23 protein-coding genes are annotated in these 25,689 nt (G+C 72.1%); 13 read left to right on the top strand and 10 right to left on the bottom strand.

Features of this window, described 5'->3' with window-relative positions; translation table 11 throughout:
- Positions 1 to 13 precede the first annotated feature (13 nt).
- The 5 genes from RGE_RS17920 to RGE_RS17900 all read left to right on the top strand — a co-directional run bounded on the left by RGE_RS17920 (position 14) and on the right by RGE_RS17900 (position 6,135).
- The gene (locus RGE_RS17920; protein ID WP_014429863.1) at positions 14 to 973 is read left to right on the top strand and encodes a LysR family transcriptional regulator; all 960 of its coding nucleotides are present in this window, start codon (positions 14 to 16) and stop codon (positions 971 to 973) included.
- A gap of 182 nt (positions 974 to 1,155) precedes the next feature.
- Entirely contained in the window at positions 1,156 to 1,566 is a 411-nt protein-coding gene (locus RGE_RS17915; protein WP_014429861.1) for an NAD(P)H-dependent oxidoreductase subunit E, read from the top strand.
- Positions 1,563 to 3,035 carry an NADH-ubiquinone oxidoreductase-F iron-sulfur binding region domain-containing protein gene (locus RGE_RS17910; protein WP_014429860.1) on the top strand — a complete coding sequence of 491 codons (1,473 nt, stop codon included), beginning with the start codon at positions 1,563 to 1,565 and terminating at the stop codon, positions 3,033 to 3,035. The genes RGE_RS17915 and RGE_RS17910 overlap by 4 nt, the downstream gene beginning before the upstream one ends.
- A complete protein-coding gene (fdhF, locus tag RGE_RS17905) occupies positions 3,032 to 5,896 on the top strand; it encodes a formate dehydrogenase subunit alpha (protein ID WP_014429859.1) in 2,865 nt (954 codons plus the stop codon). Before RGE_RS17910 ends, fdhF begins: the two co-directional genes overlap by 4 nt.
- 17 nt (positions 5,897 to 5,913) lie before the next feature.
- Complete coding sequence (locus RGE_RS17900; protein WP_014429858.1) at positions 5,914 to 6,135, top strand: formate dehydrogenase subunit delta; 222 nt, start codon at positions 5,914 to 5,916, stop codon at positions 6,133 to 6,135.
- A 7-nt stretch (positions 6,136 to 6,142) separates the two neighbouring features.
- On the opposite strand, the gene RGE_RS17895 is transcribed toward RGE_RS17900, so the two are convergent.
- The 3 genes from RGE_RS17895 to RGE_RS17885 form a co-directional block, all read right to left on the bottom strand.
- Positions 6,143 to 6,790: a hypothetical protein gene (locus RGE_RS17895; RefSeq protein ID WP_014429857.1), complete on the bottom strand. Its 648-nt coding sequence runs from the start codon at positions 6,788 to 6,790 to the stop codon at positions 6,143 to 6,145.
- Between the two features lie 63 nt (positions 6,791 to 6,853).
- Complete coding sequence (locus tag RGE_RS17890; protein WP_014429856.1) at positions 6,854 to 8,407, bottom strand: methyl-accepting chemotaxis protein; 1,554 nt, start codon at positions 8,405 to 8,407, stop codon at positions 6,854 to 6,856.
- A gap of 153 nt (positions 8,408 to 8,560) precedes the next feature.
- Complete coding sequence (locus RGE_RS17885) at positions 8,561 to 10,114, bottom strand: methyl-accepting chemotaxis protein (RefSeq protein WP_014429855.1); 1,554 nt, start codon at positions 10,112 to 10,114, stop codon at positions 8,561 to 8,563.
- 160 nt (positions 10,115 to 10,274) lie between these two features.
- Here RGE_RS17885 and RGE_RS17880 point away from each other — a divergent pair, with 160 nt between their 5' ends.
- Together RGE_RS17880 and RGE_RS17875 are read left to right on the top strand one after the other, a co-directional pair.
- Positions 10,275 to 10,841 carry a nitroreductase family protein gene (locus tag RGE_RS17880; protein WP_014429854.1) on the top strand — a complete coding sequence of 189 codons (567 nt, stop codon included), beginning with the start codon at positions 10,275 to 10,277 and terminating at the stop codon, positions 10,839 to 10,841.
- Positions 10,838 to 11,872, top strand: a complete 1,035-nt coding sequence (locus RGE_RS17875) for a threonine aldolase family protein (protein WP_014429853.1) — start codon at positions 10,838 to 10,840, stop codon at positions 11,870 to 11,872. Before RGE_RS17880 ends, RGE_RS17875 begins: the two co-directional genes overlap by 4 nt.
- 10 nt (positions 11,873 to 11,882) lie before the next feature.
- Here the strand turns inward: RGE_RS17875 and RGE_RS17870 are convergent, their stop codons facing one another.
- Positions 11,883 to 12,425 (bottom strand): Mpo1 family 2-hydroxy fatty acid dioxygenase, encoded by a 543-nt coding sequence (locus tag RGE_RS17870; RefSeq protein WP_014429852.1) that lies wholly within the window; start codon positions 12,423 to 12,425, stop codon positions 11,883 to 11,885.
- A gap of 142 nt (positions 12,426 to 12,567) precedes the next feature.
- Here RGE_RS17870 and dcd point away from each other — a divergent pair, with 142 nt between their 5' ends.
- On the top strand, positions 12,568 to 13,137 hold the full coding sequence (gene dcd / locus RGE_RS17865; RefSeq protein WP_014429851.1) for a dCTP deaminase: 570 nt from the start codon (positions 12,568 to 12,570) through the stop codon (positions 13,135 to 13,137).
- Between the two features lies 1 nt (position 13,138).
- On the opposite strand, the gene RGE_RS17860 is transcribed toward dcd, so the two are convergent.
- The 5 genes from RGE_RS17860 to argH all read right to left on the bottom strand — a co-directional run bounded on the left by RGE_RS17860 (position 13,139) and on the right by argH (position 18,027).
- Positions 13,139 to 13,405 carry a hypothetical protein gene (locus tag RGE_RS17860; RefSeq protein ID WP_014429850.1) on the bottom strand — a complete coding sequence of 89 codons (267 nt, stop codon included), beginning with the start codon at positions 13,403 to 13,405 and terminating at the stop codon, positions 13,139 to 13,141.
- Between the two features lie 119 nt (positions 13,406 to 13,524).
- The gene (locus RGE_RS17855) at positions 13,525 to 14,679 is read right to left on the bottom strand and encodes an alpha-hydroxy acid oxidase (protein WP_014429849.1); all 1,155 of its coding nucleotides are present in this window, start codon (positions 14,677 to 14,679) and stop codon (positions 13,525 to 13,527) included.
- A gap of 73 nt (positions 14,680 to 14,752) precedes the next feature.
- A complete protein-coding gene (locus RGE_RS17850; protein ID WP_014429848.1) occupies positions 14,753 to 15,220 on the bottom strand; it encodes a hemerythrin domain-containing protein in 468 nt (155 codons plus the stop codon).
- Between the two features lie 85 nt (positions 15,221 to 15,305).
- Positions 15,306 to 16,604 carry a DNA polymerase IV gene (dinB, locus tag RGE_RS17845; RefSeq protein ID WP_014429847.1) on the bottom strand — a complete coding sequence of 433 codons (1,299 nt, stop codon included), beginning with the start codon at positions 16,602 to 16,604 and terminating at the stop codon, positions 15,306 to 15,308.
- Positions 16,605 to 16,626: 22 nt separating this feature from the next.
- Entirely contained in the window at positions 16,627 to 18,027 is a 1,401-nt protein-coding gene (argH, locus tag RGE_RS17840) for an argininosuccinate lyase (protein WP_014429846.1), read from the bottom strand.
- A gap of 55 nt (positions 18,028 to 18,082) precedes the next feature.
- On the opposite strand from argH, the gene RGE_RS17835 reads away from it, so the two are divergent.
- Positions 18,083 to 19,207 carry a sensor histidine kinase gene (locus RGE_RS17835; RefSeq protein WP_014429845.1) on the top strand — a complete coding sequence of 375 codons (1,125 nt, stop codon included), beginning with the start codon at positions 18,083 to 18,085 and terminating at the stop codon, positions 19,205 to 19,207.
- 2 nt (positions 19,208 to 19,209) lie between these two features.
- Positions 19,210 to 19,935 carry a LytR/AlgR family response regulator transcription factor gene (locus RGE_RS17830; protein WP_014429844.1) on the top strand — a complete coding sequence of 242 codons (726 nt, stop codon included), beginning with the start codon at positions 19,210 to 19,212 and terminating at the stop codon, positions 19,933 to 19,935.
- A 7-nt stretch (positions 19,936 to 19,942) separates the two neighbouring features.
- On the opposite strand, the gene ppc is transcribed toward RGE_RS17830, so the two are convergent.
- A complete protein-coding gene (gene ppc, locus RGE_RS17825) occupies positions 19,943 to 22,774 on the bottom strand; it encodes a phosphoenolpyruvate carboxylase (protein ID WP_014429843.1) in 2,832 nt (943 codons plus the stop codon).
- 69 nt (positions 22,775 to 22,843) lie between these two features.
- Here ppc and hemC point away from each other — a divergent pair, with 69 nt between their 5' ends.
- From hemC to RGE_RS17810, 3 genes are read left to right on the top strand one after another with little or no spacing between them, the layout of a single operon-like run.
- The gene (gene hemC / locus RGE_RS17820) at positions 22,844 to 23,773 is read left to right on the top strand and encodes a hydroxymethylbilane synthase (protein ID WP_014429842.1); all 930 of its coding nucleotides are present in this window, start codon (positions 22,844 to 22,846) and stop codon (positions 23,771 to 23,773) included.
- Positions 23,774 to 23,775: 2 nt separating this feature from the next.
- A complete protein-coding gene (locus RGE_RS17815; protein ID WP_014429841.1) occupies positions 23,776 to 24,549 on the top strand; it encodes a uroporphyrinogen-III synthase in 774 nt (257 codons plus the stop codon).
- Positions 24,550 to 24,602: 53 nt separating this feature from the next.
- Complete coding sequence (locus tag RGE_RS17810; RefSeq protein WP_232504952.1) at positions 24,603 to 25,685, top strand: uroporphyrinogen-III C-methyltransferase; 1,083 nt, start codon at positions 24,603 to 24,605, stop codon at positions 25,683 to 25,685.
- Positions 25,686 to 25,689 lie beyond the last annotated feature (4 nt).

Raw genomic sequence — 25,689 nt, 5'->3', positions numbered from 1 at the left:
CGCCCGCCCGCCGATGAACCTGCTGGACGCCTATCGCTACCTCGTTTCGCTGGAGCAGCACCGCCACTTCGGCCGTGCCGCCGCGGCCTGCCACATCACGCAGCCGGCGCTGTCGAACGCGCTGCGCGCGCTGGAGCAGCATTTCGAGGTCGCGATCGTGCGCCGCGGCCGCCAGTACGAAGGCCTGACGCCCGAAGGCGAACGTGTGCTGGCCACCGCGCACCGGCTGCTGCACGAGCAGGAGCTGCTGCAGCAGGATCTGCGTGCCGGCGCCGGCGGGGCGCAGGGACGGCTGGTGATCGGCGCCGTGCCCACCGCGCTGCCGGTGGCCTCGCGCCTGGCGGTCAAGCTGTTCGAGCGCCACCCGGGCGTGCAGACGCAGATCCGCTCGCTGGCCTCGCAGGAGATCGAGCTCGGCCTGGAGACGCTGGCCATCGACCTCGGCCTGGGCTATGTCGAACGCGCCCCGGCGCGGCTGGAGACGGTGCCGCAGTACGTCGAGCGCTACTACCTGCTGCAGCGAGCGCCGCGCACCGGCATGGTGATGGGCTTCGGCTCGCCGATGCCCTGGGCCGAGGCGGCGACGCAGCCGCTGGCGCTGCTGTCGCCGGAGATGCACAACCGCGCCATCCTCGACGGCGTGTTCCGCGAACTCGGCCGCATGCCGAAGCCGGCGATCGAGACCAACTCGGTGCTCGCGCTCCTGGTCGCGGTGCAGGCCGGCGGCGTCGCCGCGGTGCTGCCCGGCGCGCTGGTCAGCACGCTGACCGCACACGGCGAACTGGAGGCGCGGCCGCTGGTCGCGCCCGAGGTGCTGACGCCGATCGGCCTGATGGTCGCCGGCGGCGTGCGGCGCTCGCGCGCGCTGGAGGCGGCGCTGGAGCTGGCGCGCGACCTCGTCTGGCTGGAGCACGTGCGCGGCCACAGCGGCACGCTCGAAGCCGCCGCGCGGCTGCGCCGGGCCTCGGCCTGAGCCCCGCCGGCGGGCATCGCCGGACTCGGGACTTTCCCTAGGTCGTGCACGGGCCGCGATCGGCGCGTTTCGCCGTTCTCCCTCGTGAAGCGGCGATCGCCTCGGCCATCGATTCGGCGGGCGAATCGCGCGGTTCGTGTTTTCGATTGGACGCGGCCTGAATTTGCGCCAGATCATGGCGCATGACCCAGGACATTGTTTCCTCCACGATCGCGCGCCACCAGGGTCAGGAAGGCCCGCTGCTGCCGATCCTGCACGAACTCCAGCACACGCTGGGCTACATCCCGCGCGAGGCGCTGCCGCAGATCGCGCAGGCGCTGAACCTGTCGCGCGCCGAGGTCCACGGCGTCGTCAGCTACTACCACCACTTCCGCACCGAGAAGCCGACGGCGCCGGTGCTGCAGGTCTGCCGCGCCGAGTCCTGCCAGGCGATGGGCGCCGACCGGCTCTGGGACCACGCCCAGGCGCACGGCGGCTGCCAGGTCGAGGCGGTCTACTGCCTGGGGCTGTGCGCCTCGTCGCCGGCGGCGATGCTGGGCGAGGAGCCGCTGGGCCGGCTGACGCCCGAGAAGCTCGACGAGGTGCTGGGTTGAACCGCCGCCTCTACGTCCCCGAAGACAGCGGCGCGCTGGCCGTCGGCGCCGACGCCGTCGCGCGTGCGGCCGAAGCCGCCGGTGCCGAGGTCTGGCGCACCAGCTCGCGCGGGCTGTTCTGGCTGGAGCCGCTGGTCGAGGTCGACAGCGCCGAAGGCCGCGTCGGCTACGGCCCCTGCACGCCGGCCGACGTCGCGGCCATCGTCGCCGGCACGCCCGACCATCCGAAAGCGCTGGGGCCGATGGACACGCTGCCCTATCTGCAGCGCCAGCAGCGCCTGACCTTCGCACGCGCCGGGCTGACGCGGCCGCTGTCGATCGCCGACTACGAGGCCCACGGCGGCGGCGCCGGGCTGCGCGCCGCGCGTGCGATGGCGCCCGAGGCCATCATCCAGGCCATCGTCGACAGCGGCCTGCGCGGCCGCGGCGGCGCCGCCTTCCCGGCCGGCATCAAGTGGCGCACCGTGGCCCAGGCGGCGGGCGAGCTGAAGTACGTGGTCTGCAACGGCGACGAAGGCGACTCGGGCACCTACGCCGACCGCATGCTGCTCGAAGGCGACCCCTTCCTGCTGATCGAAGGCATGGCCATCGCCGCGCGCGCCGTCGGCGCCTCGCGCGGCTACGTCTACGTGCGTTCGGAGTACCCGCGTTCGGTCGAGATCTTCGGCCGCGCGATCGAGGTCGCACGCGCCGCCGGCTGGCTCGACGGCTTCGACATGGAAGTGCGCATGGGCGCCGGCAGCTACGTCTGCGGCGAAGAGACGGCGATGCTGGAGAGCCTGGAAGGCCGGCGCGGCGTCGTGCGCGCCAAGCCGCCGCTGCCGGCGATTGCCGGGCTGTTCGGCCGGCCGACGGTCATCAACAACCTGCTGACGCTGGCCGCGGTGCCGACGATCCTCGCCGAAGGCCCGGCCTACTACCGCGACTTCGGCGTCGGCCGCTCGACCGGCACGATGCCGTTCCAGCTCGCCGGCAACCTGCGTTTCCCCGGCCTCGTCGAACGCGCCTTCGGCGTCACGCTGCGCGAGCTGCTGTTCGACTTCGGCGGCGGCACCGCCAGCGGCCGGCCGGTCAAGGCGGTGCAGGTCGGTGGCCCGCTGGGCAGCTACGTGCCCGAGGAACACTGGGACGTGCCGCTGGACTACGAGGCTTATGCCGTCGTCGGCGCGGTGCTGGGCCACGGCGGCCTGGTCGTGCACGACGACACGGCCGACATGGCGCGCCTGGCGCGCTACGCGATGGCCTTCTGCGCCCAGGAGAGCTGCGGCAAGTGCACGCCCTGCCGCATCGGCTCGACGCGCGGCGTCGAGGTCATCGACAAGCTGCTCGCCGGCGACGAGCGCCAGGAATCGCTGCTGCGCGACCTGTGCGACACGATGAAACACGCCAGCCTGTGCGCGATGGGCAGCATGACGCCGCTGCCCGTGCTGTCGGCCCTGAACCACTACCCGGAGGATTTCCGGCGATGAACACGATCGAGACACCCGACCGCGGCACCCCGGCGCGCGACAGCGCCACCACCGTCACGCTGACCATCGACGGCCGCGCCGTCAGCGTGCCCGCGGGCACCTCGGTGATGCGCGCCGCCTCCGAAGCCGGCATCGAGATCCCGCGCCTGTGCGCGACCGAAGGCCTGGAAGCCTTCGGCTCGTGCCGGCTGTGCATCTGCGAGATCGACGGCCGCCGCGGCTACCCGTCCTCGTGCACGACGCCGGCCGAGGCCGGCATGAACGTGCGCACCCAGACGCCGAAGCTCGCCGAGCTGCGCCGCGGCGTCATGGAGCTCTACATCAGCGACCACCCGCTGGACTGCCTGACCTGCGCCGCCAACGGCGACTGCGAGCTGCAGACCCAGGCCGGTGTCGTCGGCCTGCGCCAGGTGCGCTACGGCTGGGACGGTGCCAACCACCTGAAGGCGGCCAAGGACGAGTCCAACCCGTACTTCGCCTACGACCCGAGCAAGTGCATCGTCTGCAACCGCTGCGTGCGCGCCTGCGAGGAAGTGCAGGGCACCTTCGCGCTGACGATCTCCGGCCGCGGGTTCGCCTCGCGCGTGGCCGCCGGCATGGACGAGCCTTTCCTCGAAAGCGAATGCGTCAGCTGCGGCGCCTGCGTGCAGGCCTGCCCGACCGCGACGCTGCAGGAAAAGAGCGTCATCGAGATGGGCCTGCCCGAGCACGCGGTGGTGACGACCTGCGCCTACTGCGGCGTCGGCTGCGGCTTCAAGGCCGAGATGCAGGGCAACCGCGTCGTGCGCATGACGCCGTGGAAGGACGGCCGCGCCAACGAGGGCCACGCCTGCGTCAAGGGCCGCTTCGCCTGGGGCTACGCGACGCACAAGGACCGCGTCACCAAGCCGATGATCCGCGCGAAGATCACCGACCCCTGGCGCGAGGTCAGCTGGGACGAGGCCATCGCCTACGCCGCCGGCGAGTTCCGCCGCCTGCAGACCGAACACGGCCGCGGCGCGGTCGGCGGCATCACCTCCTCGCGCTGCACCAACGAGGAGGCCTACCTCGTGCAGAAGCTGGTGCGCGCGGCCTTCGGCAACAACAACGTCGACACCTGCGCGCGCGTTTGCCATTCGCCCACCGGCTACGGTCTGGGCCAGACCTTCGGCACCTCGGCCGGCACCCAGACCTTCAAGTCGGTCGCGCATTCGGACGTCGTGCTCGTCATCGGCGCCAACCCCAGCGACGCGCACCCGGTCTTCGCCTCGCGGCTGAAGCGCCGGCTGCGCCAGGGCGCCAAGCTGATCGTCGTCGACCCGCGGCGCATCGACCTCGTCGCCTCGCCGCACGTCAAGGCCGAACACCATCTGCAGCTCAAACCCGGCACCAACGTCGCCGTGCTCGACGCGCTGGCCCACGTCATCGTCACCGAAGGCCTGGTCGACGAGGCCTTCGTCGCCGAGCGCTGCGATGCGCGCAGCTTCGGCCAGTGGCGCGACTTCGTCGCCCGGCCGGAGAACTCGCCCGAGGCGCTGGAAGCCGTCAGCGGCGTGCCGGCGGCCGCGGTGCGTGGCGCCGCGCGGCTGTACGCGACACGCGGGCTCAACGCCGCGATCTATTACGGCCTCGGCGTCACCGAACACGCGCAAGGCTCGACCGCGGTGATGGCGATCGCCAACCTGGCGATGGCCACCGGCAACGTCGGCCGCGAAGGGGTCGGCGTCAACCCGCTGCGTGGCCAGAACAACGTGCAGGGCTCCTGCGACATGGGCAGCTTCCCGCACGAGCTGCCGGGCTACCGCCACATCAGCGACAGCACGGTGCGCGCCGAGTTCGACGCCGCCTGGGGCGTGACGCTGGACCCGGAGCCGGGGCTGCGCATCCCGAACATGTTCGACGCCGCGCTCGGCGGCAGCTTCAAGGGCCTGTACGTGCAGGGCGAGGACATCGTGCAGTCCGACCCCAACACCCAGCACGTCGGCGCTGCGCTCGAGGCGCTGGAGTGCCTGGTCGTGCAGGACATCTTCCTCAACGAGACGGCCAAGTACGCCCACGTCTTCCTGCCCGGCTCGAGCTTCCTCGAGAAGGACGGCACCTTCACCAACGCCGAACGGCGCGTCAGCCGCGTGCGCCGCGTGATGCCGCCGTTGGCCGGCCTGGCCGACTGGGAGGTGACGGTGCGGCTGGCCCAGGCGCTGGGCTACCCGATGGACTACGCCCACCCCGAGGCGGTGATGCAGGAGATCGCGGCGCTGACGCCGAGTTTTGCCGGCGTCAGCTACGAGAAGATCGAGCGCCTGGGCAGCGTGCAGTGGCCTTGCCACGCCGGCACCGACGAAGCCGGCACCTCGGTGATGCACGTCGGCGGCTTCGTGCGCGGCAAGGGGCGTTTCGTCATCACCGCCTACCAGCCGAGCGACGAACGCGCCAACCGGCGCTTCCCGCTGCTGCTGACCACCGGGCGCGTGCTCAGCCAGTACAACGTCGGCGCGCAGACGCGGCGCACGGCCAACACCGCCTGGCACGACGAGGACCGGCTGGAACTGCACCCCAGCGATGCCGAGCTTCGCGGCGTCGTCGACGGCGACTGGGTCGGCATCACCAGCCGCGCCGGCGAGACCGTGCTGCGCGCGCGGGTCACCGAGCGCGTGGCGCCGGGCGTGGTCTACACCACCTTCCACTTCCCCGAGTCGGGCGCCAACGTCATCACCACCGACAGCTCCGACTGGGCGACCAACTGCCCCGAGTACAAGGTGACGGCGGTCGAGGTGACCAAGGTGACGCAGCCCAGCGAGTGGCAGCGCCGTTACCGCAGCTTCAACGAAGCGCAGCTGCGCGCCCACGCCGAGCGCGAGACCGCCGCCGCGGCGGCCAAGTGAGGGCAGGGGAGACGACGATGAACAGCGAACAGCTCGTCCAGATGGCCAACCGCATCGCCGCGTTCTTCGCGGCGATGCCCGAGCACGCCGAGGCGGTGGACGGCGTCGCCGGCCACATCCGCAAGTTCTGGGAGCCGCGCATGCGCGAGCAGCTCGGGGCGCTGATCGGCAGCGGCGACACGGCGGCGCTGCACCCGCTGGTGCTGGAGGCCTGGGAGCAGGTCGCCGTGCGCGCCTGAGCGCGCGTCAGCGCCGCATCGCGCGGTACTGCAGCCAGGCGACCAGCGCGATCAGCGGCAGCGACAGCTCGATCGTCTCCTCCAGCGAGCCGATCAGCAGCCCGGTCTCGGGCGAGAACACGATGCCCCAGGACTCGGCGAGCAGGTTCTCGATGCGGTCGATGACCTTGCTGACGGCCATCGTCACGGCGAAGACGACGACGCTGGTGGCCACCGGGTCACGCCGCTGCCAGTAGTGCAGCAGCGGCCCGGCCTGGCGCAGCAGCAGCGTCAGCAGCGCCAGCGCCACCGCGGCCACGGCCGCCAGCGCCACCAGCCGCTGCTGCCACGGCGCGTCGCCGAGGTAGTAGCTGACCTTCAGCACGCTCTTGCCGGTGAAGGCCTTGTGCCAGTCCATCTCGCGCGCGCCGAAGCCGCAGAAGAGCACCGCCAGCGCCAGCCGGGTGAGCGGCTCGATGCGGCGCGAGAGCAGGAACACGAGCGCGCAGACGAAGTAGAGCGCCGCGTTCGTGCCCTCGATCGGGCCGTTCTCGGCCTTCAGCCAGCGCAGGTTCTCGGGACTGAGCAGCAGCCAGAACAGGATGGCTGCGACGGTGGCGGCAAGCGGCCACCAGACGGCGAGCCAGCGGCCGCCGCGGGGCGATGCCTCGAACATGATTTTGTGACCTGACGGTGAAACTCCCTAATTCTAGGGAGTCGCCGTCAGGCACCGGCGCACTCAGCCGACGGCGAGCTTGAATCGGCCGGCGACTTCCACCAGCCGGCCGGCCTGCTGGCGCAGGCTGTCGGTGGCGGCGGCGTTCTCCTCGACCAGCGCGGAGTTCTCCTGCGTCGAGCGGTCGAGGTCGGAGACGGCGTCGTTGACTTGGCCGATGCCCTGCGTCTGCTCGGCGCTGGCGGCGCTGATCTGGGCCATCAGCCGGGCAACGTTCTGGACCTCGGCGACGACCTCGTGCATCGCGTCGCCGGCCTCGCCGACCAGGCGCACGCCGGCGTCGACGGTCTCGACGCTGGCGCCGATCAGGCTCTTGATCTCGCGTGCGGCCTGGGCGCAGCGCTGGGCCAGGCTGCGCACCTCGCCGGCCACGACGGCGAAGCCGCGGCCTTGCTCGCCGGCGCGCGCGGCTTCGACCGCGGCGTTGAGCGCCAGGATGTTGGTCTGGAAGGCGATGCCGTCGATGACGCTGATGATCTCGGCGATGCGGCGCGAGCTGGTGCTCACGTCTTCCATCGTGCGCACCGCGCGTTCGATGGCTTCGCCGCCGCGCCCGGCGGTGCTGCCGGCGGTGGCCGCGGCTTCGCTGGCCTGGCGCGCCGTGGCGGCGTTCTGCGCCACGGTGCCGGCGAGCTGCTCCATCGACGCGGCGGTCTGCTGCAGGCTGCTGGCCTGCGACTCGGTGCGCCGGCTCAGGTCGGCGGTGCCGCCGGCGATCTGCGTGGAGCCGGAAGCGATGCTCTCGCAGCCCTCGCGCACGTGGCCCACCAGGCCGGCGAGGTTGTCGTTCATGCGCTGCAGCGCGGCCAGCAGCTGGCCGGTCTCGTCGCCGCGGCGGGCGGCAATGCGGCTGCTGAGGTCGCCCGAGGCGACCGTCTCGGCAAAGGCCACCGCCTCGCGCAGCGGCATGACGACCGAGCGGCCGACGACCACGGCCACGGCACCGCCGAGCAGTGCGCCCAGCCCGGCCAGACCCAGCATCACCCAGCCGTCACGGGCGGTCTGCTCGCGCACCGCCTGGGCGCCGTCGGTCATCTGCTGGCGCTGGTAGTCGACGAGGGCGTCGAGTGCCGCGAAGTAGCTCTTCTGGCGTGCCGCGAGCTCGCCGCGAAGCAGCGCCCGCGCCGGCTCGGGCTGTCCCGCGCGGGTCAGCTCGGCGACCTTGTTCAGCGTCTCCATGTAAGGGTTGCGTGCCGCGGTCAGCGCGTCGAAGAGCGCGCGGTCATGGCCGACGATCTTCGCGTCCAGCGAGCTCAGCGTCTCGGCGTTCTGCTTGGCCATGCCGGACAGGCGCTCGAGATCGGCGATCGCCGCGGCGAGGTCTTCGTGCTGGAGCAGTGCATCACGCAGCGCCTGAGCGCCGGCCATGGCGTTGTGCTTCAGCAGGTTCAGCTTCTTGATGTTGAGCATGCGCTCGTCGACGACGCTGGTCAGCGCCTGGTTGGCGACGCTCAGCTCATGGCGCGCGAACAGCGCCATCCCGACCGCCAGCACGCCCACCAGCGCGAAGCCCAGCGCCAGACGGCTGCCGATCGACCAGTCCTTGAACCCCTTCATTTCTTGTTCTCCCACTTGCCGCGACGACGGCGAACGCCCGAACTAACGGCCTGGGGTCGAAGAAAGTGAGCGAAACAATGAAAACGTAACTGAGGTCGATCAAAGCATCGAGGGTAAACCCGTGCCTGCGGTCATATGTCACAGCTCGAGCGCTCAATGGGTGGCCAGCCTGAACCGTCCCGCCACCTCGACCAGCCGGCTGGCCTGCTGGCGCAGGCTGTCGGTGGCCGCGGCGCTCTCCTCGACCAGCGCCGAGTTCTCCTGCGTCGTGCGGTCCAGGTCGGTGACGGCGTCGTTGACCTGGTCGATGCCCTGGTTCTGTTCGGCGCTGGCGGCGCTGATCTGGCTCATCAGCCGGGCGACGTTCTGCACCTCGGCGACGACTTCCTGCATCGTGCCGCCGGCCTCGCCGACCAGGCGCACGCCTGAGTCGACGGTCTCGACGCTGGCGCCGATCAGGCTCTTGATCTCGCGTGCGGCCTGGGCGCAGCGCTGGGCCAGGCTGCGTACCTCGCCGGCCACGACCGCGAAACCGCGGCCCTGCTCGCCGGCGCGCGCGGCCTCGACCGCGGCGTTGAGCGCCAGGATGTTGGTCTGGAAGGCGATGCCGTCGATGGTGCCGATGATGTCGGCGATGCGGCGCGAGCTGGCCGCCACCTCTTCCATCGTGCTGACCGCCCGCGCCACGGCCTCGCCGCCGCGGCTGGCGGTGCTGCCGGCGGTCGCCGCCGCCTGGCTGGCCTGCTGCGCCGTCGCGGCGTTCTGGGCCACGGTGCTGGCCAGTTCCTCCATCGACGCCGCGGTCTGCTGCAGGCTGCTGGCCTGCGACTCGGTGCGCCGGCTCAGGTCGGCGGTGCCGCCGGCGATCTGGCTGGAACCGGCGGCGATGCTCTCGCAGCCGCTGCGCACGTTGCCGATGAGGTCGGCGAGGTTGTCGTTCATGCGCTGCAGCGCCTTCAGCAGCTGCGCCGTCTCGTCGCTTCCTTGGGTGTCGATGTGCGAGCGCAGGTCGCCCTCGGCGACGGTCTCGGCCACCGCCACCGCCGCCTTCAGCGGCCGCACGACCGAGCGCCCGACGCCCCAGGCGATCAGCCCGCCGAGCAGCGCGGCCAGGCCGGCCAGCGCGAACATCAGCAAGCCGGTCCTGGCCGCCTCCTCGCGCACCGCCTCGGCGCCGTCGACCATCAGCGTGCGCTGGAAGGCGACGAGCGCGTCGATGGCGTCGAAGTAGCGCTGCTGCTGCGGCGTCAGCGTGCCCATCAGCAGGTCGCGCGCCTCGTCGTCGTGGTTCTCCAGCGCCAGCGCGAGCACGCGCTTCATCGTGTCGAGATACGGCGCGCGGGCGGCGTTCAGTTCCGCCAGCATCTCGCGTGCGCGGCCGATCTGGATCGAGCGGTCCAGTGCCTGCAGCGTCTCGACGTTGCTCACCGACATCGATTCGATGCGCGCCTTCTCGGCGGCCGAGGCTTGGCGCTCGTCCAGCAGCACCGCGTTGCGCACCGCCTGCGCGCCGAGCTGGGCGTTGTCCTTCAGCTTCAGCAGCTGCTGGACCTTGACCATCCGGTCGCTGACGACCAGCGTCAGCTCGTCGCTGGCGTGGCCGAGCTCGGCACGGGCGAACAGCGCCATGCCGACGGCGAGCGCGACGACGGCGGCAAAACCGGCGGCCATGCGGGCGCCGATGGACAGTCTGCGGAACAGGGACATCTCAACCTCTGCCGGCCGCGCCATGCGGCCTCAGGCCGGGTATCGGGAGCGCGATGCTGAAATTGATAAAAACAATGTTCCTAAACTTATCCGAGATCAAAGAGATTTCGGGCCAGCGGTGCCGCCGGTCGGAATTCACGCATCGCGTACGCTCGCGCCGATGAACACCTCGTTGCACCTGCTGCTGAGCCGCCATTCGCTCGGCGCCAAGCACCTCGTGGAGCCCGGCCCGGACGATGCCGCGCTCGATCTGATGGCCGAAGCCGCGCTGCATGCGCCGGATCACGGCGAACTCGTGCCCTACCGCTTCGTCGTCGTGCGCGGCGCCGCGCGCGAGCGCCTGGGCGCCGCCTTCGCCGACGCGGCGCGCCGCGCCGGCAAGGACGAGGCCGGCGTCGCGATGGACGCCGAGCGCGCCGTACGCCCGCCGGTGACGGTGGTCGTGCTGGCGCGGCTGGACCTGGGCCACCCGCAGGTGCCGGCGCACGAGCAGTGGGTCGCGGTCGGCGGCGCGCTGGCCAACTACCTCAACGCGGCGCATGCGCTGGGTTTCGGCGGCAAGATGCTGTCGGGCGCCAAGGTACGCGACGCCGGCCTGCAGGCCGCGTTCTGCGGCCCGGGCGAGACGCTGGTCGGCTGGATCGCGCTGGGCACGCCGGCGCGCGCGCCGTCCACGCGCGCGGCCAAGGCCGCCGCCCGCGACATCTGGAAGGACTGGACCGAATGAGCCTCATCGACCTGCGTTCCGACACCGTCACCCGCCCGACCGCGGCGATGCGCGCCGCGATGGCCGCCGCCGAGGTCGGCGACGACCAGTACGGCGAGGACCCGACGACGAACGCGCTGCAGCGCCGCTGCGCCGAGCTGCTGGGCAAGGAAGCGGCGATCTGGCTGCCCTCGGGCACGATGGCCAACCAGGTCGCGCTGCGTGTGCTGACGCGCCCGGGCGACGAGGTCGTCGCGGCGCGCGAATGCCATGCCGCCTGGCACGAGGCCGGCGGCTCGGCGGCCAACGCCGGCGTGCAGATCGTCGAGGTCGGCTCGGGCGGCGTCTTCGACGTCGACGAGCTGGACGCGGCGATCAAGCCCAGCGGCTTGCCGGTGTTTCCGCCGACCACGCTGCTGCAGATCGAGAACACGCACAACCGCGCCGGCGGCGTCGTCGTGCCGCAGGCCGTCGTCGAACGCGTCTGCGCGCGCGCCCGCGAGCGCGGCCTGAAGACCTATCTCGACGGCGCGCGGCTGTGGAACGCCGCGGTCGCCAGCGGCCGGCCCGAGGCCGAACTGGCGGCGCCGTTCGACCTGGTCGGCGTCGCGTTCTCCAAGGGCCTGGGCGCACCGGGCGGCTCGCTGCTGGCCGGGCCGCGCGCGCTGATCGCCGCCGCCGACCGCCACCGCCGCATGCTGGGTGGCGCGATGCGCCAGAACGGCATCTTCGCCGCCGCCGCGCTGCACGCGCTGGACCGCCACCGCGAGCGCCTGGCCGAGGACCACCACCACGCCCGCCGCCTCGGCGAGGCGCTGGCCGGCTGTCCCGGTGTCGAGCTCGACCTGGCGACGGTGCAGACGAACATCGTCGTCTTCCGACTCGCGCCCGGCGCGCCGGATGCCGCGACGCTGGTCGCCCGGGCGCGTGAACGCGGCGTGCTGATCGTCGCCTTCGGCCCGCGCACCGTGCGGGCGGTGACGCACCTGGACGTCAGCGCCGCGCAGGCCGAACAGGCGGCGGTGGTGCTGCGCGAGCTGCTGGGCGCCTGAGCGCGGCAGCTCAGGTGGCCGGATGCGCCAGGTCGCGCACGAAGGTCGGGCCGACGCGGCTCTCGACGCGTGCGACCAGCGGCTTGAACCAGCCGGCCATCGCCAGCACTTCCATCGCCACGAACATCGGCCCGACGAGCAGGCCGACGAGGTCGTCGCCGAAGGCCGGCTTGCGGCCTTCGTAGTAGTGGCCGAGGAACTGGATCGTCCAGCCGACGAAGAAGCCGCCGGCGCCCAGCACCAGCCAGGTCAGCGTGCCGGCGTCGGCCAGCGGCTGGGCCAGCGCCAGCAGCGCGGCGATCGCCGCCGAGACGGCGAGCCCGAGCGCGAACTCGCCGCGGGTCAGGTACCAGAGCGCCGCCGGGGCGAACAGCAGCCAGGACGCCGCGAGTTCGTGGCCGCCCAGGCGCACGCCGTGCCGGCCGAGCAGCACGCCGATGGAGAAGACGATCAGCGGCACCCCGACGACGTGCGTCGCGATGTTGCGTTCGTCCCGGTGGTAGCGGGCGTACTGGGCCAGCAGATCGATCGCGGGGCGAAACGGGCTTGACATCGGACAGCGTCTCCTACGCGAGCCATGTTAGCCCGCAGATCGGCAAAGCTGCCACGCGGCTTGAGTTGACCCACGTGCCGGTGGCGGCATTTCACGCACAATCGCGCCTTTTCGACGCGGCCGGGCCGTCCCGAGGTTTGAAGTGAGCATCAAGAGCGACAAGTGGATCCGCCGCATGGCCGAGCAGCACGGCATGATCGAGCCGTTCGAGCCGGGCCAGGTGCGGCAGTCGGCGGACGGCCAGCGCATCGTCAGCTACGGCACCAGCAGCTACGGCTACGACATCCGCTGCGCGCCCGAGTTCAAGGTCTTCACCAACGTGCACAGCACGGTCGTCGACCCGAAGAACTTCGACGAGAAGAGCTTCGTCGACATCGAGGCCGACGTCTGCATCATCCCGCCCAACAGCTTCGCGCTGGCGCGCACCGTCGAGTACTTCCGCATCCCGCGCAACGTGCTGACGATCTGCCTGGGCAAGAGCACCTACGCGCGCTGCGGCATCATCGTCAACGTGACGCCGTTCGAGCCCGAGTGGGAAGGCTACGTGACGCTGGAGTTCAGCAACACGACGCCGCTGCCGGCCAAGATCTACGCCGGCGAGGGCTGCGCCCAGGTGCTGTTCTTCGAGAGCGACGAGGTCTGCGAGACCAGCTACCGCGACCGCGGCGGCAAGTACCAGGGGCAGGTCGGCGTCACGCTGCCCAAGACCTGATTCAGGCCAGCGCCGGCAGCCAGTCGCAGCGCAGCCGGCCGCTGTCGTGCAGGCGCTCGCGCAGCCGCACGTACATCGAGGGCGCGAAGAACGCCGGCACGCACAGCGCGACCATCCAGGTCCAGTGCAGCAGCAGCGCCGGCGCGACGCCCATCCAGCCCAGCACCCACAGCGTCAGCATCATGTCCCAGGCGTGGTACTCGAGCGGCGCTTCGCGGCGGTGCTCGAGCTGCCAGCGCTTGATGCGGGACATCTGGCTCACGTTCATGCGGGACTCCGGGCGATCTTGATCTTGACTCAGGGTAAACCCCAGTCTATCCGATCGACCTGAGCCGGATCAGTCTGGAAAGCGTCGAACGGCGTTGCAAATGCAACGACCGTGCGGTCTCAGCAGGACGGCGCGGTGCCCGGCAGCAGGATGTCCGGGCCGACGTCGGCGATGCGCTTGCGGCCGCAGAAGGCCATCGTCAGGTCGAGTTCCTTGTGGATGATCTCCAGCGCCTTGCTGACGCCGGCTTCGCCCATCGCGCCGAGGCCGTAGAGGAAGGCGCGGCCGATGTAGGTGCCGCGTGCGCCCAGCGCCACCGCCTTCAGCACGTCCTGGCCCGAGCGGATGCCGCCATCCATGTGGACCTCGATGCGCGAGCCGACCTCGGCGGCGATCGCCGGCAGCGCGCGGATGCTGGACTCGGCGCCGTCGAGCTGGCGGCCGCCGTGGTTGCTGACGATCAGCGCGTCGGCGCCGGTCTCGACGGCCAGGCGCGCGTCCTCGACGTCCTGGATGCCTTTGAGGATCAGCTTGCCGCCCCAGCGTTTCTTGATCCACTCGACGTCGTTCCAGTTCAGCCGCGGGTCGAACTGCTGCGCCGTCCAGGCGCCCAGGCTGCTCATGTCGGCGACGCCGCGCACGTGGCCGACGATGTTGCCGAAGCCGCGTCGCTGCGTGCCCAGCATGCCCAGGCACCAGCGCGGCTTGGTCGCCAGGTTCAGCAGGTTGGGCAGCGTCAGCTTGGGCGGTGCCGACAGGCCGTTCTTCAGGTCCTTGTGGCGCTGGCCGAGGATCTGCAGGTCCAGCGTCAGCACCAGCGCGCCGCAGCCGGCGGCCTTGGCGCGGTCGATGAGCCGCTCGATGAAGTCGCGGTCGCGCATCACGTAGAGCTGGAACCAGAACGGCGCCTTCGTGTGCGCGGCGACGTCCTCGATCGAGCAGATGCTCATCGTCGACAGCGTGAACGGGATGCCGAAACGTTCGGCGGCGCGCGCGGCCAGGATCTCGCCGTCGGCGTGCTGCATGCCGGTCAGGCCGGTCGGCGCGATCGCCACCGGCATCGCCACCGGCACGCCGACCATCGTCGTCGCGGTGCTGCGGCCGTCCATGTCGACGGCCACGCGCTGGCGCAGCTTGATCGCCTGGAAGTCCTGTTCGTTGGCGCGGTAGGTGCTCTCGGTCCAGGAACCGGAGTCGGCGTAGTCGTAGAACATGCGCGGCACGCGCTTCTTCGCGAGCACGCGCAGGTCTTCGATGTGGGTGATGACGGGCATCGGCGCTCTCCTCGCAGACTATGCTAACGAGGGACGCGGCGACGCCGCGCTGCCCGGCGTGCCGGGCGCCGGCTCAGGAGGCGTAGACGGCGGCTTGCTGCAGGCGCTGCGGCGGCGGGGCCAGCGCCGGGTCGGCCGGCACGTAGCCCATCGAGGCCATGCACTGCGCGAGGCTGGCGTCCATCGAGCGCGAGTGCGCCGGGAACCACTCGACCAGTTCCTCGGCGAGCTGGCGAACGATCGCGACGTCGGCGTCGTGGCGCAGCCGGTCCTGCACCTCGTGCATCGCCTTCAGCACCTGGGCGTGCTGGTAGGAGTGGCAGTTCTGCGGCGCGAAGCCCATGCCCAGCATCCAGTGCTCTTCCTGGGCGAAGTGGGCCTCGGTGTGTTCGATCACCGCGTCGAGCGCCGGGTCGAGCGAGCCGTCGTCGGCATCCAGCGCCGCTTCCAGGCCGAGCAGCAGGTCGACGAACTCGTGATGCGTCGCGTCCATCTGGGGCTGGTGCAGCGCCAGCGATTCGGACCAGGCGAGGGTGGACATGGCAGCGACGCTTTCTCTTGATGACGGACCCAGACTAGGGGCGCGTTTGTATCGAATTTTTGCGTTGCCTCAAGCGTCCGTGCGGCTAATCCGACTTTTCCGGGGGGTGTCGATCGGGATCTTCACCACGTTCCGGGCCCTCCGGTCCAGGGGCGGCGACGAGGAACGGCAGCTCCGGTTCGGCCTCGGCGGCGGCGCGCCGATCCGTGGCTCTCGCGCGACGGCCGGGGGCCGTCGCGGCGGCGCTTTCGGCGCGCACCAACGTGCCGGCGCGCACGCCCAGCAGCCGCAGCCGGCGCGACAGGTCCACGCGCTTGAGGCATTGACCGGCGGCGCGGCGGATGGCGGCGGCGTCGACCACCGGCCCGGGCAGCGTCAGGTCGCGCGTCACGGTGCGGAAATCGTCGTAGCGCAGCTTGATGCCGATGGTGCGCGCGGCGTAGCCCTTGCGCTGCAGGTCGGCGGCGACCCGTTCGGCTAGGTGGGTGAAGACCGCGGTGAGCTGCGCCCGGTCCTGCACCGCGTGCAGGTCGCGCTCGAAGGTGGTCTCGCGGCTCACCGATACCGGCTCGCTGTGCGTCACCACCGGCCGGTCGTCCTGGCCGTGCGCGGCCTCGTGCAGCCAGGCGCCGTAGCTGCGGCCGAAATGCTCCTGCAGCCAGGCGCGTTCGCGCATCGCCAGGTCGCCGATCGTCGCCACGCCCAGCGCCGCCAGCCTGGCGCCGGCTTTCGGGCCGATGCCGTTGATGCGCCGCACCGGCAGCGGCCAGATGCGTGTCGGCAGCTCGGCGGCGGTGACGACGCTCAGGCCGTCGGGCTTGTCCAGCTCGGAGGCGATCTTGGCCAGCAGCTTGTTCGGCGTGACGCCGATCGAGCAGACGAGGCCGGTCGTGCGCCGCACGTTGTTGCGGATCTCCTGGGCCACCGCGCGCACGCCGCCGGCCGGGTCGTGGCCGACCGCGTCCTGGGCCCCGGGCACCTCGGTGAGGTCGATGTAGATCTCGTCGATGCCGCGGTCCTCGATGACCGGGGCGATCTCGGCGACCGCAGCCTTGAACAGCCGCGAGTAGCGCCGGTATTCGTCGAAGTCGGTGGGCAGCAGCACCGCCTGCGGGCAGCGCTGGGCGGCTTTCATCAGCCCCATGCCCGAGTGCACGCCGTAGTCGCGTGCGGCGTAGGTGGCGGTGGTGACGACGCCGCGTCCGGCGTAGCCGGCCAGCGTCGCGAACTTGCGGCTGCCGTCGGGCAGCGTCTCGGGCTGGTGGCGCCGGCCGCCGCCGACGACCACCGGCTGGCCGCGCAGCTCGGGGTAGCGCAGCATCTCGACCGACGCGTAGAACGCGTCCATGTCGAGATGCGCGATCCAGCGCGTGCGCGGGCTCATCGGCGCTGCGGCGCCGCGCCGGTCAGGCGCCCAGGCGGGCGCGGTGGCGTTCGATCTGCGCGCGCACCTGGGCCGGGGCGGTGCCGCCGACGACGTTGCGCGCGTTCAGCGAGCCGGCCAGCGTCAGCACCTCGAAGACGTCTTCGCCGACGGCGGCGTTGAAGCCCTGCAGCTCGGCCAGCGTCAGCTCCGACAGGTCGACGCCGCGCCCCAGCGCCACCTTCACCGCGTGGGCGACGACCTCGTGCGCGTCGCGGAACGGCAGGCCCTTCTTGACGAGGTAGTCGGCGAGGTCGGTGGCGGTGGCGTAGCCGCGGCGCGCCGCGCGTTCCAACGCTTCGGGCTTGACGCGGATGCCGCCGACCATCTCGGCCAGGATGCGCAAGGTGTCGCGCAGCGTGTCGACGGTGTCGAACAGCGGTTCCTTGTCTTCCTGGTTGTCCTTGTTGTAGGTGAGCGGCTGGCCCTTCATCAGCGTGATCAGCCCCATCAGGTGGCCGACGACGCGACCGCTTTTTCCCCGCGCCAGCTCGGCGACGTCGGGGTTGCGCTTCTGCGGCATGATCGACGAGCCGGTGCAATAGCGGTCGGCCAGGTCGATGAAGCCGAAGTTCTGGCTCATCCATAGCACCAGTTCCTCGGACAGGCGCGAGACGTGCACCATCGCGATCGAGGCGAAGGCGCAGAACTCGAGCGCGAAGTCGCGGTCGCTGACCGCGTCCAGGCTGTTCTGGCAGACGCCGTCGAAGCCCAGCGTGCGCGCGACGCGCTCGCGATCCAGCGGGTAGCTGGTGCCGGCCAGCGCCGCGGCGCCCAGCGGCAGGCGGTTGGTGCGTTTGCGCACGTCGGCCAGGCGTTCGGCGTCGCGCGCGAACATCTCGACGTAGGCCAGCAGGTGGTGGGCGAAGCTGACCGGCTGCGCCACCTGCATGTGGGTGAAGCCCGGCATCACGGTCTCGGTGTGGCCCGCGGCCAGCTCGACCAGCGCGCGCTGCAGCTCGACGAACAGCGTGGCCAGGCCGTCGATCTCGTCGCGCAGCCACAGGCGCACGTCGGTCGCGACCTGGTCGTTGCGGCTGCGGCCGGTGTGCAATCGTTTGCCGGCGTCGCCGACGAGTTGCGTCAGCCGCGCCTCGACGTTCAGGTGCACGTCTTCCAGTTCCAGCTTCCACTCGAAGCGGCCGCCCTCGATCTCCTCGACGATCTGCGCCATGCCGCGGCGGATGGCGTCCAGGTCGGCGGCGGCGATGATGCCTTGCGCGGCCAGCATCTCGGCGTGCGCCAGGCTGCCCTGGATGTCGGCGCGCCACAGGCGCTGGTCGAAGTCGACGCTGGCGGTGTAGCGCTTGACCAGCTCGCTCATCGGCTCGCTGAAGAGTGCCGACCAGGCCTGGGACTTGTTGTCGAGAGGATTCGCTGACATGCGGGGGGAGGCTGGCAGCCGCGAGCGCGGCGGGACTCCGTATTATCGGGCGCCGATGGACGACGCCGACTCCTCCCGCGACGGCGCGCCGGCCCAGGGTGTCTGGCACGACACCTGGCCCGCCGGGCGCAGCCTGCCGTTCGCGCCGAGCCGCTTCGAGCGCCTGGCCGACGAGCGTGCGCGCGACGAGGCCCGCGTCGCCGCTGCCTTCGACGTCTGCCACCCGGCGCTGGCGCTGCGTGCCGGGCTGCTGGTGCTGGCGGTGCTGAGCGTCGCCGCGCTGGCCCAGGCCGGCGACGCCGCCGACTGGCTGGCGCGCGCCGCGGCCTCGGCCTTCGCCGGCGCCACCGGCACGCTGCTGTGGCTGGTGATGCTGTGTTCGTCGCGCCGGCTGCTGGCGCGGCTGTCGCCGGGCGCACGCGCCGGCGCCGTGCTGCTGGGCGGCGCCTTCTGCGCGCTCGTCGCCTGGGCGCCGCTGGTCGGCATCGGACTGGCCGACACCGCCGGCGGCCTGCGGCTGGCCGGCATCGCGCTGGCCGGCGCCGGCTTCGCCGCGCTGCTGTGGCTGTGGCTGGACCTGCGAGCGCGCAGCGCCGTGCCGGCCGACACCAGCGCGCGCCTGGTCGAGCTGCAGTCGCGCATCCGCCCGCATTTCCTGTTCAACGCGCTGAACACCGCGCTGGCGCTGGTGCGCGTCGACCCGGCGCGCGCCGAACGGGTGCTGGAAGACCTGGCCGAACTGTTCCGCGTCGCGCTGGCCGAGGTCGGCGAGTCGGTGGCGCTGGCCGAGGAGATCGAGCTGGCGCGCGCCTATCTCGCCATCGAGCAGGCGCGTTACGGCGAGCGCATCAGCGTCGACTGGGAGCTCGACGCCGGCGCCGGCGCGGCGCGTGTGCCGCCGCTGGTGCTGCAGCCGCTGGTCGAGAACGCGGTGCGCCACGGCGTCGAGCCGGCGGCCGAAGGCGGGCACATCCGCATCGTGACCAGCCAGCGCCGCGGCCAGGCGGTGGTCACGGTCAGCAACACCGTGCCCGAGCGGCCGTCGGCGCCCGGCCACGGCATGGCGCTGGACAACGTGCGCGAGCGCCTGCGCCTGCTGCACGACGTGGCCGCCGATTTCGAGGTCTGGCGCGAGGGGCGCGAGTTCCACGCCCGGCTCGTGCTGCCGCTGCAGGACTGACGATGGCCGCGCCGCTGTCCGTGCTGATCGTCGACGACGAACCGCTGGCCCGGCTGCGGCTGCGCACGCTGCTGGGCGCGGTGACGCAGCCGGCGCTGGTCATCGCCGGCGAGGCCGGCAGTGCCGAGCAGGCGATGGCCCTGGTGCTCCGCGAGCCGCCGGACCTGCTGCTGCTGGACGTGCGCATGCCCGGCCGCGGCGGGCTGGCGCTGGCCGCCGCGCTGCACGAGCTGCCGCGCCGGCCCGCGGTGGTCTTCGTCAGCGCCCACGGCGAGCACGCGCTCGAAGCCTTCGACGTCGAGGCCGTCGACTACCTGACCAAGCCGGTGCGGCTGGAGCGGCTGCAGGCGGCGCTGGCGCGTGTCGCCGCGCGCCGGGCGCCGCCGCCCGCCAGCGGGCCATTGCTCGTCGTCAGCGAACGCGGCCGGCTGCGGCGCGTGCCTCTGGCCGAGGTGCTGTACCTGCGCGCCGAGGCCAAGGCGGTGCTGCTGCGCACGCTGGCCGAGACGATCTCGCTGGACGAGACCCTTGCCGAGCTGGAGCAGCGCCTGGGCGCGGGTTTCCTGCGCATCCACCGCAACGCCATCGTCGCGCGCGCCGCCGTACGCGCGCTGGAGCCGCGCGACGACGACGAAGGCTGGGCGGTGCGCATCGCGCCCGGCGACGAATGGCTGGCGGTGTCGCGCCGCCAGCTCGCCGCGGTGCGCGAGGCGCTGGGCGAAAGCTGAAGCCGGCTCAGCCGGTGTTGCGCAGCCCGGCCGCGACGCCGTTGATCGAGATGTGGATGCCGCGCTGCAGCCGGGCGACCGCCGGATCGTCGGCCGCGGCGTCGGGCTTGCGCTGGCGGAAGCGCCGCATCAGCTCGACCTGCAGGTGGTTCAGCGGGTCCAGGTAGGGGAAGCGGTGCTCGATCGAACGCGCCAGCGTCGGGTTGGACTGCAGGCGCGAGGCTTCGCCGGTGATCTGCTCGAGCGCGCGCCCGACGCGCTCCCACTCGGCGCGGATCGTCGTGAAGACCCGCTTGGCGGCACGCTTGTCCTCGACCAGCTCGACGTAACGCGCGGCGATGCGCAGGTCGGTCTTGGCCAGCACCATGTCCAGGTTGGACAGCAGCGTGCGGAAGAACGGCCACTGGCGGTACATGCGCTGCAGCAGCTCCAGCCGCGCCGGCTGCGTCGTCTCGTCGCCGAGGAAGGCCTCGACCGCCGAACCGAAGCCGTACCAGCCCGGCAGCGCCAGCCGGCACTGGCCCCAGGAGAAGCTCCAGGGGATGGCGCGCAGGTCCTCGATCGCACGCGTCGCCTTGCGCGAGGCCGGGCGCGAGCCGATGTTCAGCTCGGCGATCTCGCGGATCGGCGTCGCGGCGAAGAACCAGTCGACGAAACCCGGGGTCTCGTAGACCAACGCCCGGTAGGCGGCGAAGCTGGCGTCGCTGAGCCGCGCCGCGGCGTCGAGGAAGGTCTTGGGCGCGCTCTTGGTCGGGTGCAGCAGCGTCGCTTCCAGCGTCGCCGCGACCAGGGTCTCCAGGTTGCGCCGGCCGATCTCGGGGTTGGCGTACTTGGAGCCGATGACCTCGCCCTGCTCGGTGAGGCGGATCTGGCCGTTCACCGTGCCCGGCGGCTGCGCCAGGATGGCCTGGTAGCTGGGGCCGCCGCCGCGGCCGACGGTGCCGCCGCGGCCGTGGAACAGGCGCATGCGGATGCCGTGCTCGCGGTGCAGCGTGGCGAAGAACTCGCCCAGCGCGACCTCGGTGCGGTAGAGCTCCCAGTTGCTGGTGAAGAAGCCGCCGTCCTTGTTGCTGTCGCTGTAGCCCAGCATCACGTCCTGCTCGGCGCCGCTGCGCACGACCATCGCCGTGATGCCCGGCAGCGCGTAGTAGGCGCGCATGATGGCCGCGGCCTGGCGCAGATCGCCGATGGTCTCGAACAGCGGCACGACGATCAGGTCGGCCGTCGCGTCGCGGTCCAGCGTGCCGCGCAGCAGCCCGGCTTCCTTCTGCAGCAGCAGCACCTCGAACAGGTCGGAGACGTCCTCGGTGTGCGAGATGATGTAGTGGCGCAGCGCCTCGCGGCCGTAGCGCTCGCGGCCTTCGCGCGCGGTCTCGAAGACCTCCAGCTCGCTGGTCGCCAGCGCCGAATACTCGGCGCCGCGCACGCGCAGCGGCCGCGCGTCGTCGAGCAGGCGCAGCAGCAGCGCGCGCCGCGCCGGTTCGTCCAGCGCCGCGTAGTCCGGCTCCAGCCGCGCGACGCGCAGCAGCTCGGCAACGACGGCCTCGTGCTTGTCGCTGCTCTGGCGCAGGTCCAGCGTCGCGAGGTGGAAGCCGAAGACCTGCACCGCGCGCATCAGCGGCGCCAGCCGCGGCGCGATCAGCGCCTGGGCGTGGTGGTGGCGCAGCGAGGCTTCGATGATGCGCAGGTCGGCGAGGAACTCGGCGGCGTCGGCATACGGCGGCTGCGGCGCCACCGCGGTGCGCGGCGCGGCGGCGCCGGTCAGCGCCTGCAGCGTCGCCGCCAGGCGGGCGTACAGGCCGATCAGCGCGCGCCGGTAGGGCTCGTCCTCGCGGTGCACGCTGCGGTCGGGCGAACGTTCGGCCAGGGCCTGCATCGCCGGCGTCACCGGCGCCAGCATCGCGCTCGTGGACAGCTCGACGCCCAGCGCGTGCACCTCGTCGAGATAGAAGCGCAGCGCGGTCTCGCCCTGGCGGGCGAGCGCGCGGCGCATCGTCGAGGCGTCGACGTTGGGGTTGCCGTCGCGGTCGCCGCCGATCCAGTGGCCCATGCGCAGGAAGGGCGCCACCGGATGGCCGGGCAGGGCGCGTTCGAGCTCGCGGTACAGGCGCGGGATCTCGCGCAGAAAGGTGCTGGGGTAGTAGCCGAGCGCGTTCTCGATCTCGTCGGCGACGGTCAGCTTGGCGGTGCGCAGCATGCGCGTCTGCCAGAGCTGGGTGACGCGGGCGCGCAGCAGCTCCTCGTTCTCGCGCCGCTGGTCCTCGGTGAGCTGCTCGTCGCGCTGGCCGATCAGCTCGGCGACGGCGCGCTCGGCGTCCAGGATGCTCTTTCGCTGCACCTCGGTCGGGTGGGCGGTCAGCACCGGCGAGAGGTAGGCGCCGTCGAGCATGCGCGCGATGTCGGCGTTGTGGTGGTCGGCGGCGTGCAGCCGGTCGATGGCCATCGCCAGCGAGCCTTCCTGCAAATGGCCCTCGCGCTCGTGCACGCGGCGGCGGCGCACGTGGTGGCGGTCCTCGGCGATGTTGGCCAGGTGCGAGAAGTAGCTGAAGGCGCGGATGACGCTGACCGTCTGGTCGGCCGACAGGTTCTTCAGCAGCCGGTCGAGCACGCGACCGGCCGAGGCGTCGGCCTTGAGCCTGTAGGCCACCGAGAGCTGGCGCACACGCTCGATCAGCTCGTAGGCTTCGGTGCCTTCCTGCTCGCGGATGACGTCGCCGAGGATGCGGCCAAGTAACCGGATATCCTCGACGAGAGGACGGTTCTTCTCCGCGGCATCGGCTGCACTCTGGTGCGGCGAGGTCTTGCGCGGGGCGGCGGCGGTCGAGGGGCGTCGCGGCATCGGGGCTCCCAGAAGGCGTAACCGGATTACCGATTCTGGCATGTCCTGCGCGTTGTCGATAATTGAGGTATGAGCTCCAACACCATCATCGCCACCCGCGAAAGCCGCCTGGCCCTCTGGCAGGCCGAACACGTCCGCGACGTGCTGACCGCTCGCTTCGGCCTCGCCGTCGAACTGCTGGGCATGACCACCAAGGGCGACCAGATCCTCGACCGCGCGCTGTCCAAGGTCGGCGGCAAGGGCCTGTTCGTGAAGGAGCTCGAGACCGCGCTCGAAGAAGGCCGCGCCCATCTCGCCGTGCACTCGCTGAAGGACGTGCCGATGGACCTGCCGTCCGGCTTCGCGCTGGCCGCGATCTGGGAGCGCGAGGACCCGCGCGACGCCTGGGTGTCCAACAAGTACGAGAACCTCGACGCGCTGCCGCAGGGCGCCTGCGTCGGCACCTCCAGCCTGCGCCGCGTCGTGCAGCTGCTGGCGCACCGCCCCGACCTGAAGATCGAGCCGCTGCGCGGCAACCTCGACACGCGTTTGCGCAAGCTCGACGAAGGCGGCTACGACGCCATCGTGCTAGCCGCCGCGGGCCTGAAGCGCCTGGGCCTGGGCGCGCGCATCCGCTCGCTGTTCGACACCGCGCTGATGATCCCGGCCGCCGGCCAGGGCGCGCTGGGCATCGAGATCCGCGAGGACGACGCCCGCCTGCGCGAACTGCTGGCGCAGACCATCCACCAGCCGACCTTCCTCGCCTGCCACGCCGAGCGCGCCGTCTCGCGTTCGCTGGGCGGCAGCTGCTCGATGCCGCTGGCCGCGTTCGGTCACTGGAACGACGGCGTGCTGACGATCGACGCCGCGCTGGGCCACAGCACCGAGCTGACGCGCCCGCTGATCAAGGTGCGGGTCACCGGCACGCCGACCGACGAGGCCAGCGCGCGTGCGCTGGGCGAACACGCCGCCGCGCTGCTGCGCGAAGCCGGCGCCGGCGACTACCTGCCGGCCTGCTGACGGTGCGCATCATCGTCACCCGGCCGGCGGATCAGGCGGCCGCCTGGGTGGCGCGCCTGCAAGCCCTCGGGGCCGACGCCGCGGCCCTGCCGCTGATCGGCATCGAACCCGCCGAGGACCCGGCGCCGCTGCGTGCGGCCTGGCAGTCGCTGGCCGATTACGCGCTGGTGATGTTCGTCAGCCCCAACGCCGTGGCCCATTTCTTCGCGCTGCGGCCCGCCGGCTGCGAGTGGCCGGCGACGACGCTGGCCGGCTCGGTCGGCCCGGGCTCGTCGGCGGCGCTGCGCGAGGCCGGCGTCGGCGAGCGCGTCGTCGAGCCGGCAGCCGATGCCCGGGCCTTCGATTCCGAAGCGCTGTGGGCGCAGCTCTGCGACCGCGACTGGGCCGGCCGCCGCGTGCTCGTCGTGCGTGGCGAGGACGGCCGCGAATGGCTGGCCGAGACGCTGCGCGGGCGCGGCGCCTTCGTCGAGTTCGTCGCCGCCTACCGCCGCCGGCCACCGCAGCCCGACGAAGCCGGCCGCGCGCTGCTCGAGGCCTCGCTCGCCTTCCCGGGCGAGCACCTGTGGCATTTCAGCAGCAGCGAAGCGGTGGGCCATCTGCGGGCGCTCGCGCCCGGCGCCGACTGGTCGCGCTCGCGGGCCGTGGCCTCGCATCCGCGCATCGCGGCTGCGGCACGGGCGCTCGGTTTTGCCGAGGTCGCCGAGCTGCCGCCCTCGGTCGAGGTGGTGGCCGAATGGGCCCGTCGCGACCCGCCGATAGAATCGGCGTCTCTGTGACCGAGCCCGTCTCGCCCCCGCTGCCAGAGCCCGCGCCCCCGGCCCCGTCGCCGGTGCCCGCGGCCCCCCCCGCTGTCGCCGCCGCGCCGCTGTTGCCGGCGCGCTGGATCGCGACCGGCGCCGCCGTGCTCGCGGCCGCCGCCACCGCCGCCGGCGTGCTGGCCTGGAACACCCAGCAGCGCGTCAAGGCGCTGGAGACCGAACTCGTCAAGCGCCAGCAGGACGCCGGTGCCGAAGCCGCCGAGGCGCGCGTCGCCGCACGGGCCGCGCAGGACGTCGCGCGCGACGCGGCGGCCAAGCTCGCGGTGCTCGAAGCGCGGGTCGCCGAGTCGACGATCCAGCGCAGCCAGTTCGAGGAAGTCATCCAGTCGATCGCGCGTTCGCGCGACGAGAACGTGCTCGCCGACGTCGAGAACTCGCTGCGCGTCGCGATGCAGCAGACGGCGATCACCGGCAGCGCCGAGCCGCTGCTCATCACGCTGAAGCAGGCCGACGAGCGCCTGGCGCGCTACAAGGAGCCGCGCCTGGAGCGCGTGCGCCGTGCGCTGGCCCAGGATCTGGACCGCACGCGCGCCGCCGGCGTCGCCGACCTGGCGCTGCTGGCGATCCGCCTGGACGAGGCGGTGCGTGCGGTCGACGAACTGCCGCTGCTGGCGTCGGTCGAACGCCGCCGCGGCGCGGCGTCCAAGCCGGCCGCTGCTGCGGCGGCTCAGGCGGCTCCGGCTTCTTCGGCCTCGTCGGTCGACGTCGGTGACGCCTCGGTGCCGTGGAGTGAACGCTGGAAGCTCGTCGCCGGCGCCGTCTGGCAGGAAGTGCGCTCGCTGGTGCGCGTGACGCGCATCGAGCAGCCCGAGGCGATGCTGGTGGCGCCCGAGCAGGCCTGGTTCCTGCGCGAGAACCTGAAGCTGCGTCTGCTGAACGCACGGCTGGCGCTGATGTCGCGCCAGTTCGACACCGCGCAGTCCGATCTGCGCGACGCGCTGTCGGTGCTGGACCGCTACTTCGACCCGCAGTCGCGGCGCGTGACCACGGCCATCGAGCTGGTGCGCCAGGTGCAGTCGCAGGCGCGCGTGGCCACCGTGCCGCGTCCCGACGCCACCCTGGCGGCCATCGCCACGGTGTCGGCCGGACGCTGAGGCG

This window comes from Rubrivivax gelatinosus IL144 (assembly GCF_000284255.1).
Classification (GTDB): Bacteria; Pseudomonadota; Gammaproteobacteria; order Burkholderiales; family Burkholderiaceae_C; genus Rubrivivax; species Rubrivivax gelatinosus_A.
This window is presented reverse-complemented; position numbering and strand designations above follow the sequence as displayed.

Excerpts from the sequence above, each read along its gene's own strand:
- RGE_RS17920 (WP_014429863.1), top strand. The coding sequence starts at position 14 with ATGAACCTGCTGGACGCCTATCGCTACCTCGTTTCGCTGGAGCAGCAC.
- RGE_RS17915 (WP_014429861.1), top strand. The coding sequence starts at position 1,156 with ATGACCCAGGACATTGTTTCCTCCACGATCGCGCGCCACCAGGGTCAG.
- fdhF (WP_014429859.1), top strand. The coding sequence starts at position 3,032 with ATGAACACGATCGAGACACCCGACCGCGGCACCCCGGCGCGCGACAGC.
- RGE_RS17900 (WP_014429858.1), top strand. The coding sequence starts at position 5,914 with ATGAACAGCGAACAGCTCGTCCAGATGGCCAACCGCATCGCCGCGTTC.
- RGE_RS17895 (WP_014429857.1), bottom strand. The coding sequence starts at position 6,790 with ATGTTCGAGGCATCGCCCCGCGGCGGCCGCTGGCTCGCCGTCTGGTGG.
- RGE_RS17890 (WP_014429856.1), bottom strand. The coding sequence starts at position 8,407 with ATGAAGGGGTTCAAGGACTGGTCGATCGGCAGCCGTCTGGCGCTGGGC.
- RGE_RS17885 (WP_014429855.1), bottom strand. The coding sequence starts at position 10,114 with ATGTCCCTGTTCCGCAGACTGTCCATCGGCGCCCGCATGGCCGCCGGT.
- RGE_RS17880 (WP_014429854.1), top strand. The coding sequence starts at position 10,275 with ATGAACACCTCGTTGCACCTGCTGCTGAGCCGCCATTCGCTCGGCGCC.
- RGE_RS17875 (WP_014429853.1), top strand. The coding sequence starts at position 10,838 with ATGAGCCTCATCGACCTGCGTTCCGACACCGTCACCCGCCCGACCGCG.
- RGE_RS17870 (WP_014429852.1), bottom strand. The coding sequence starts at position 12,425 with ATGTCAAGCCCGTTTCGCCCCGCGATCGATCTGCTGGCCCAGTACGCC.
- RGE_RS17860 (WP_014429850.1), bottom strand. The coding sequence starts at position 13,405 with ATGAACGTGAGCCAGATGTCCCGCATCAAGCGCTGGCAGCTCGAGCAC.
- RGE_RS17855 (WP_014429849.1), bottom strand. The coding sequence starts at position 14,679 with ATGCCCGTCATCACCCACATCGAAGACCTGCGCGTGCTCGCGAAGAAG.
- RGE_RS17850 (WP_014429848.1), bottom strand. The coding sequence starts at position 15,220 with ATGTCCACCCTCGCCTGGTCCGAATCGCTGGCGCTGCACCAGCCCCAG.
- dinB (WP_014429847.1), bottom strand. The coding sequence starts at position 16,604 with ATGAGCCCGCGCACGCGCTGGATCGCGCATCTCGACATGGACGCGTTC.
- argH (WP_014429846.1), bottom strand. The coding sequence starts at position 18,027 with ATGTCAGCGAATCCTCTCGACAACAAGTCCCAGGCCTGGTCGGCACTC.
- RGE_RS17835 (WP_014429845.1), top strand. The coding sequence starts at position 18,083 with ATGGACGACGCCGACTCCTCCCGCGACGGCGCGCCGGCCCAGGGTGTC.
- RGE_RS17830 (WP_014429844.1), top strand. The coding sequence starts at position 19,210 with ATGGCCGCGCCGCTGTCCGTGCTGATCGTCGACGACGAACCGCTGGCC.
- ppc (WP_014429843.1), bottom strand. The coding sequence starts at position 22,774 with ATGCCGCGACGCCCCTCGACCGCCGCCGCCCCGCGCAAGACCTCGCCG.
- hemC (WP_014429842.1), top strand. The coding sequence starts at position 22,844 with ATGAGCTCCAACACCATCATCGCCACCCGCGAAAGCCGCCTGGCCCTC.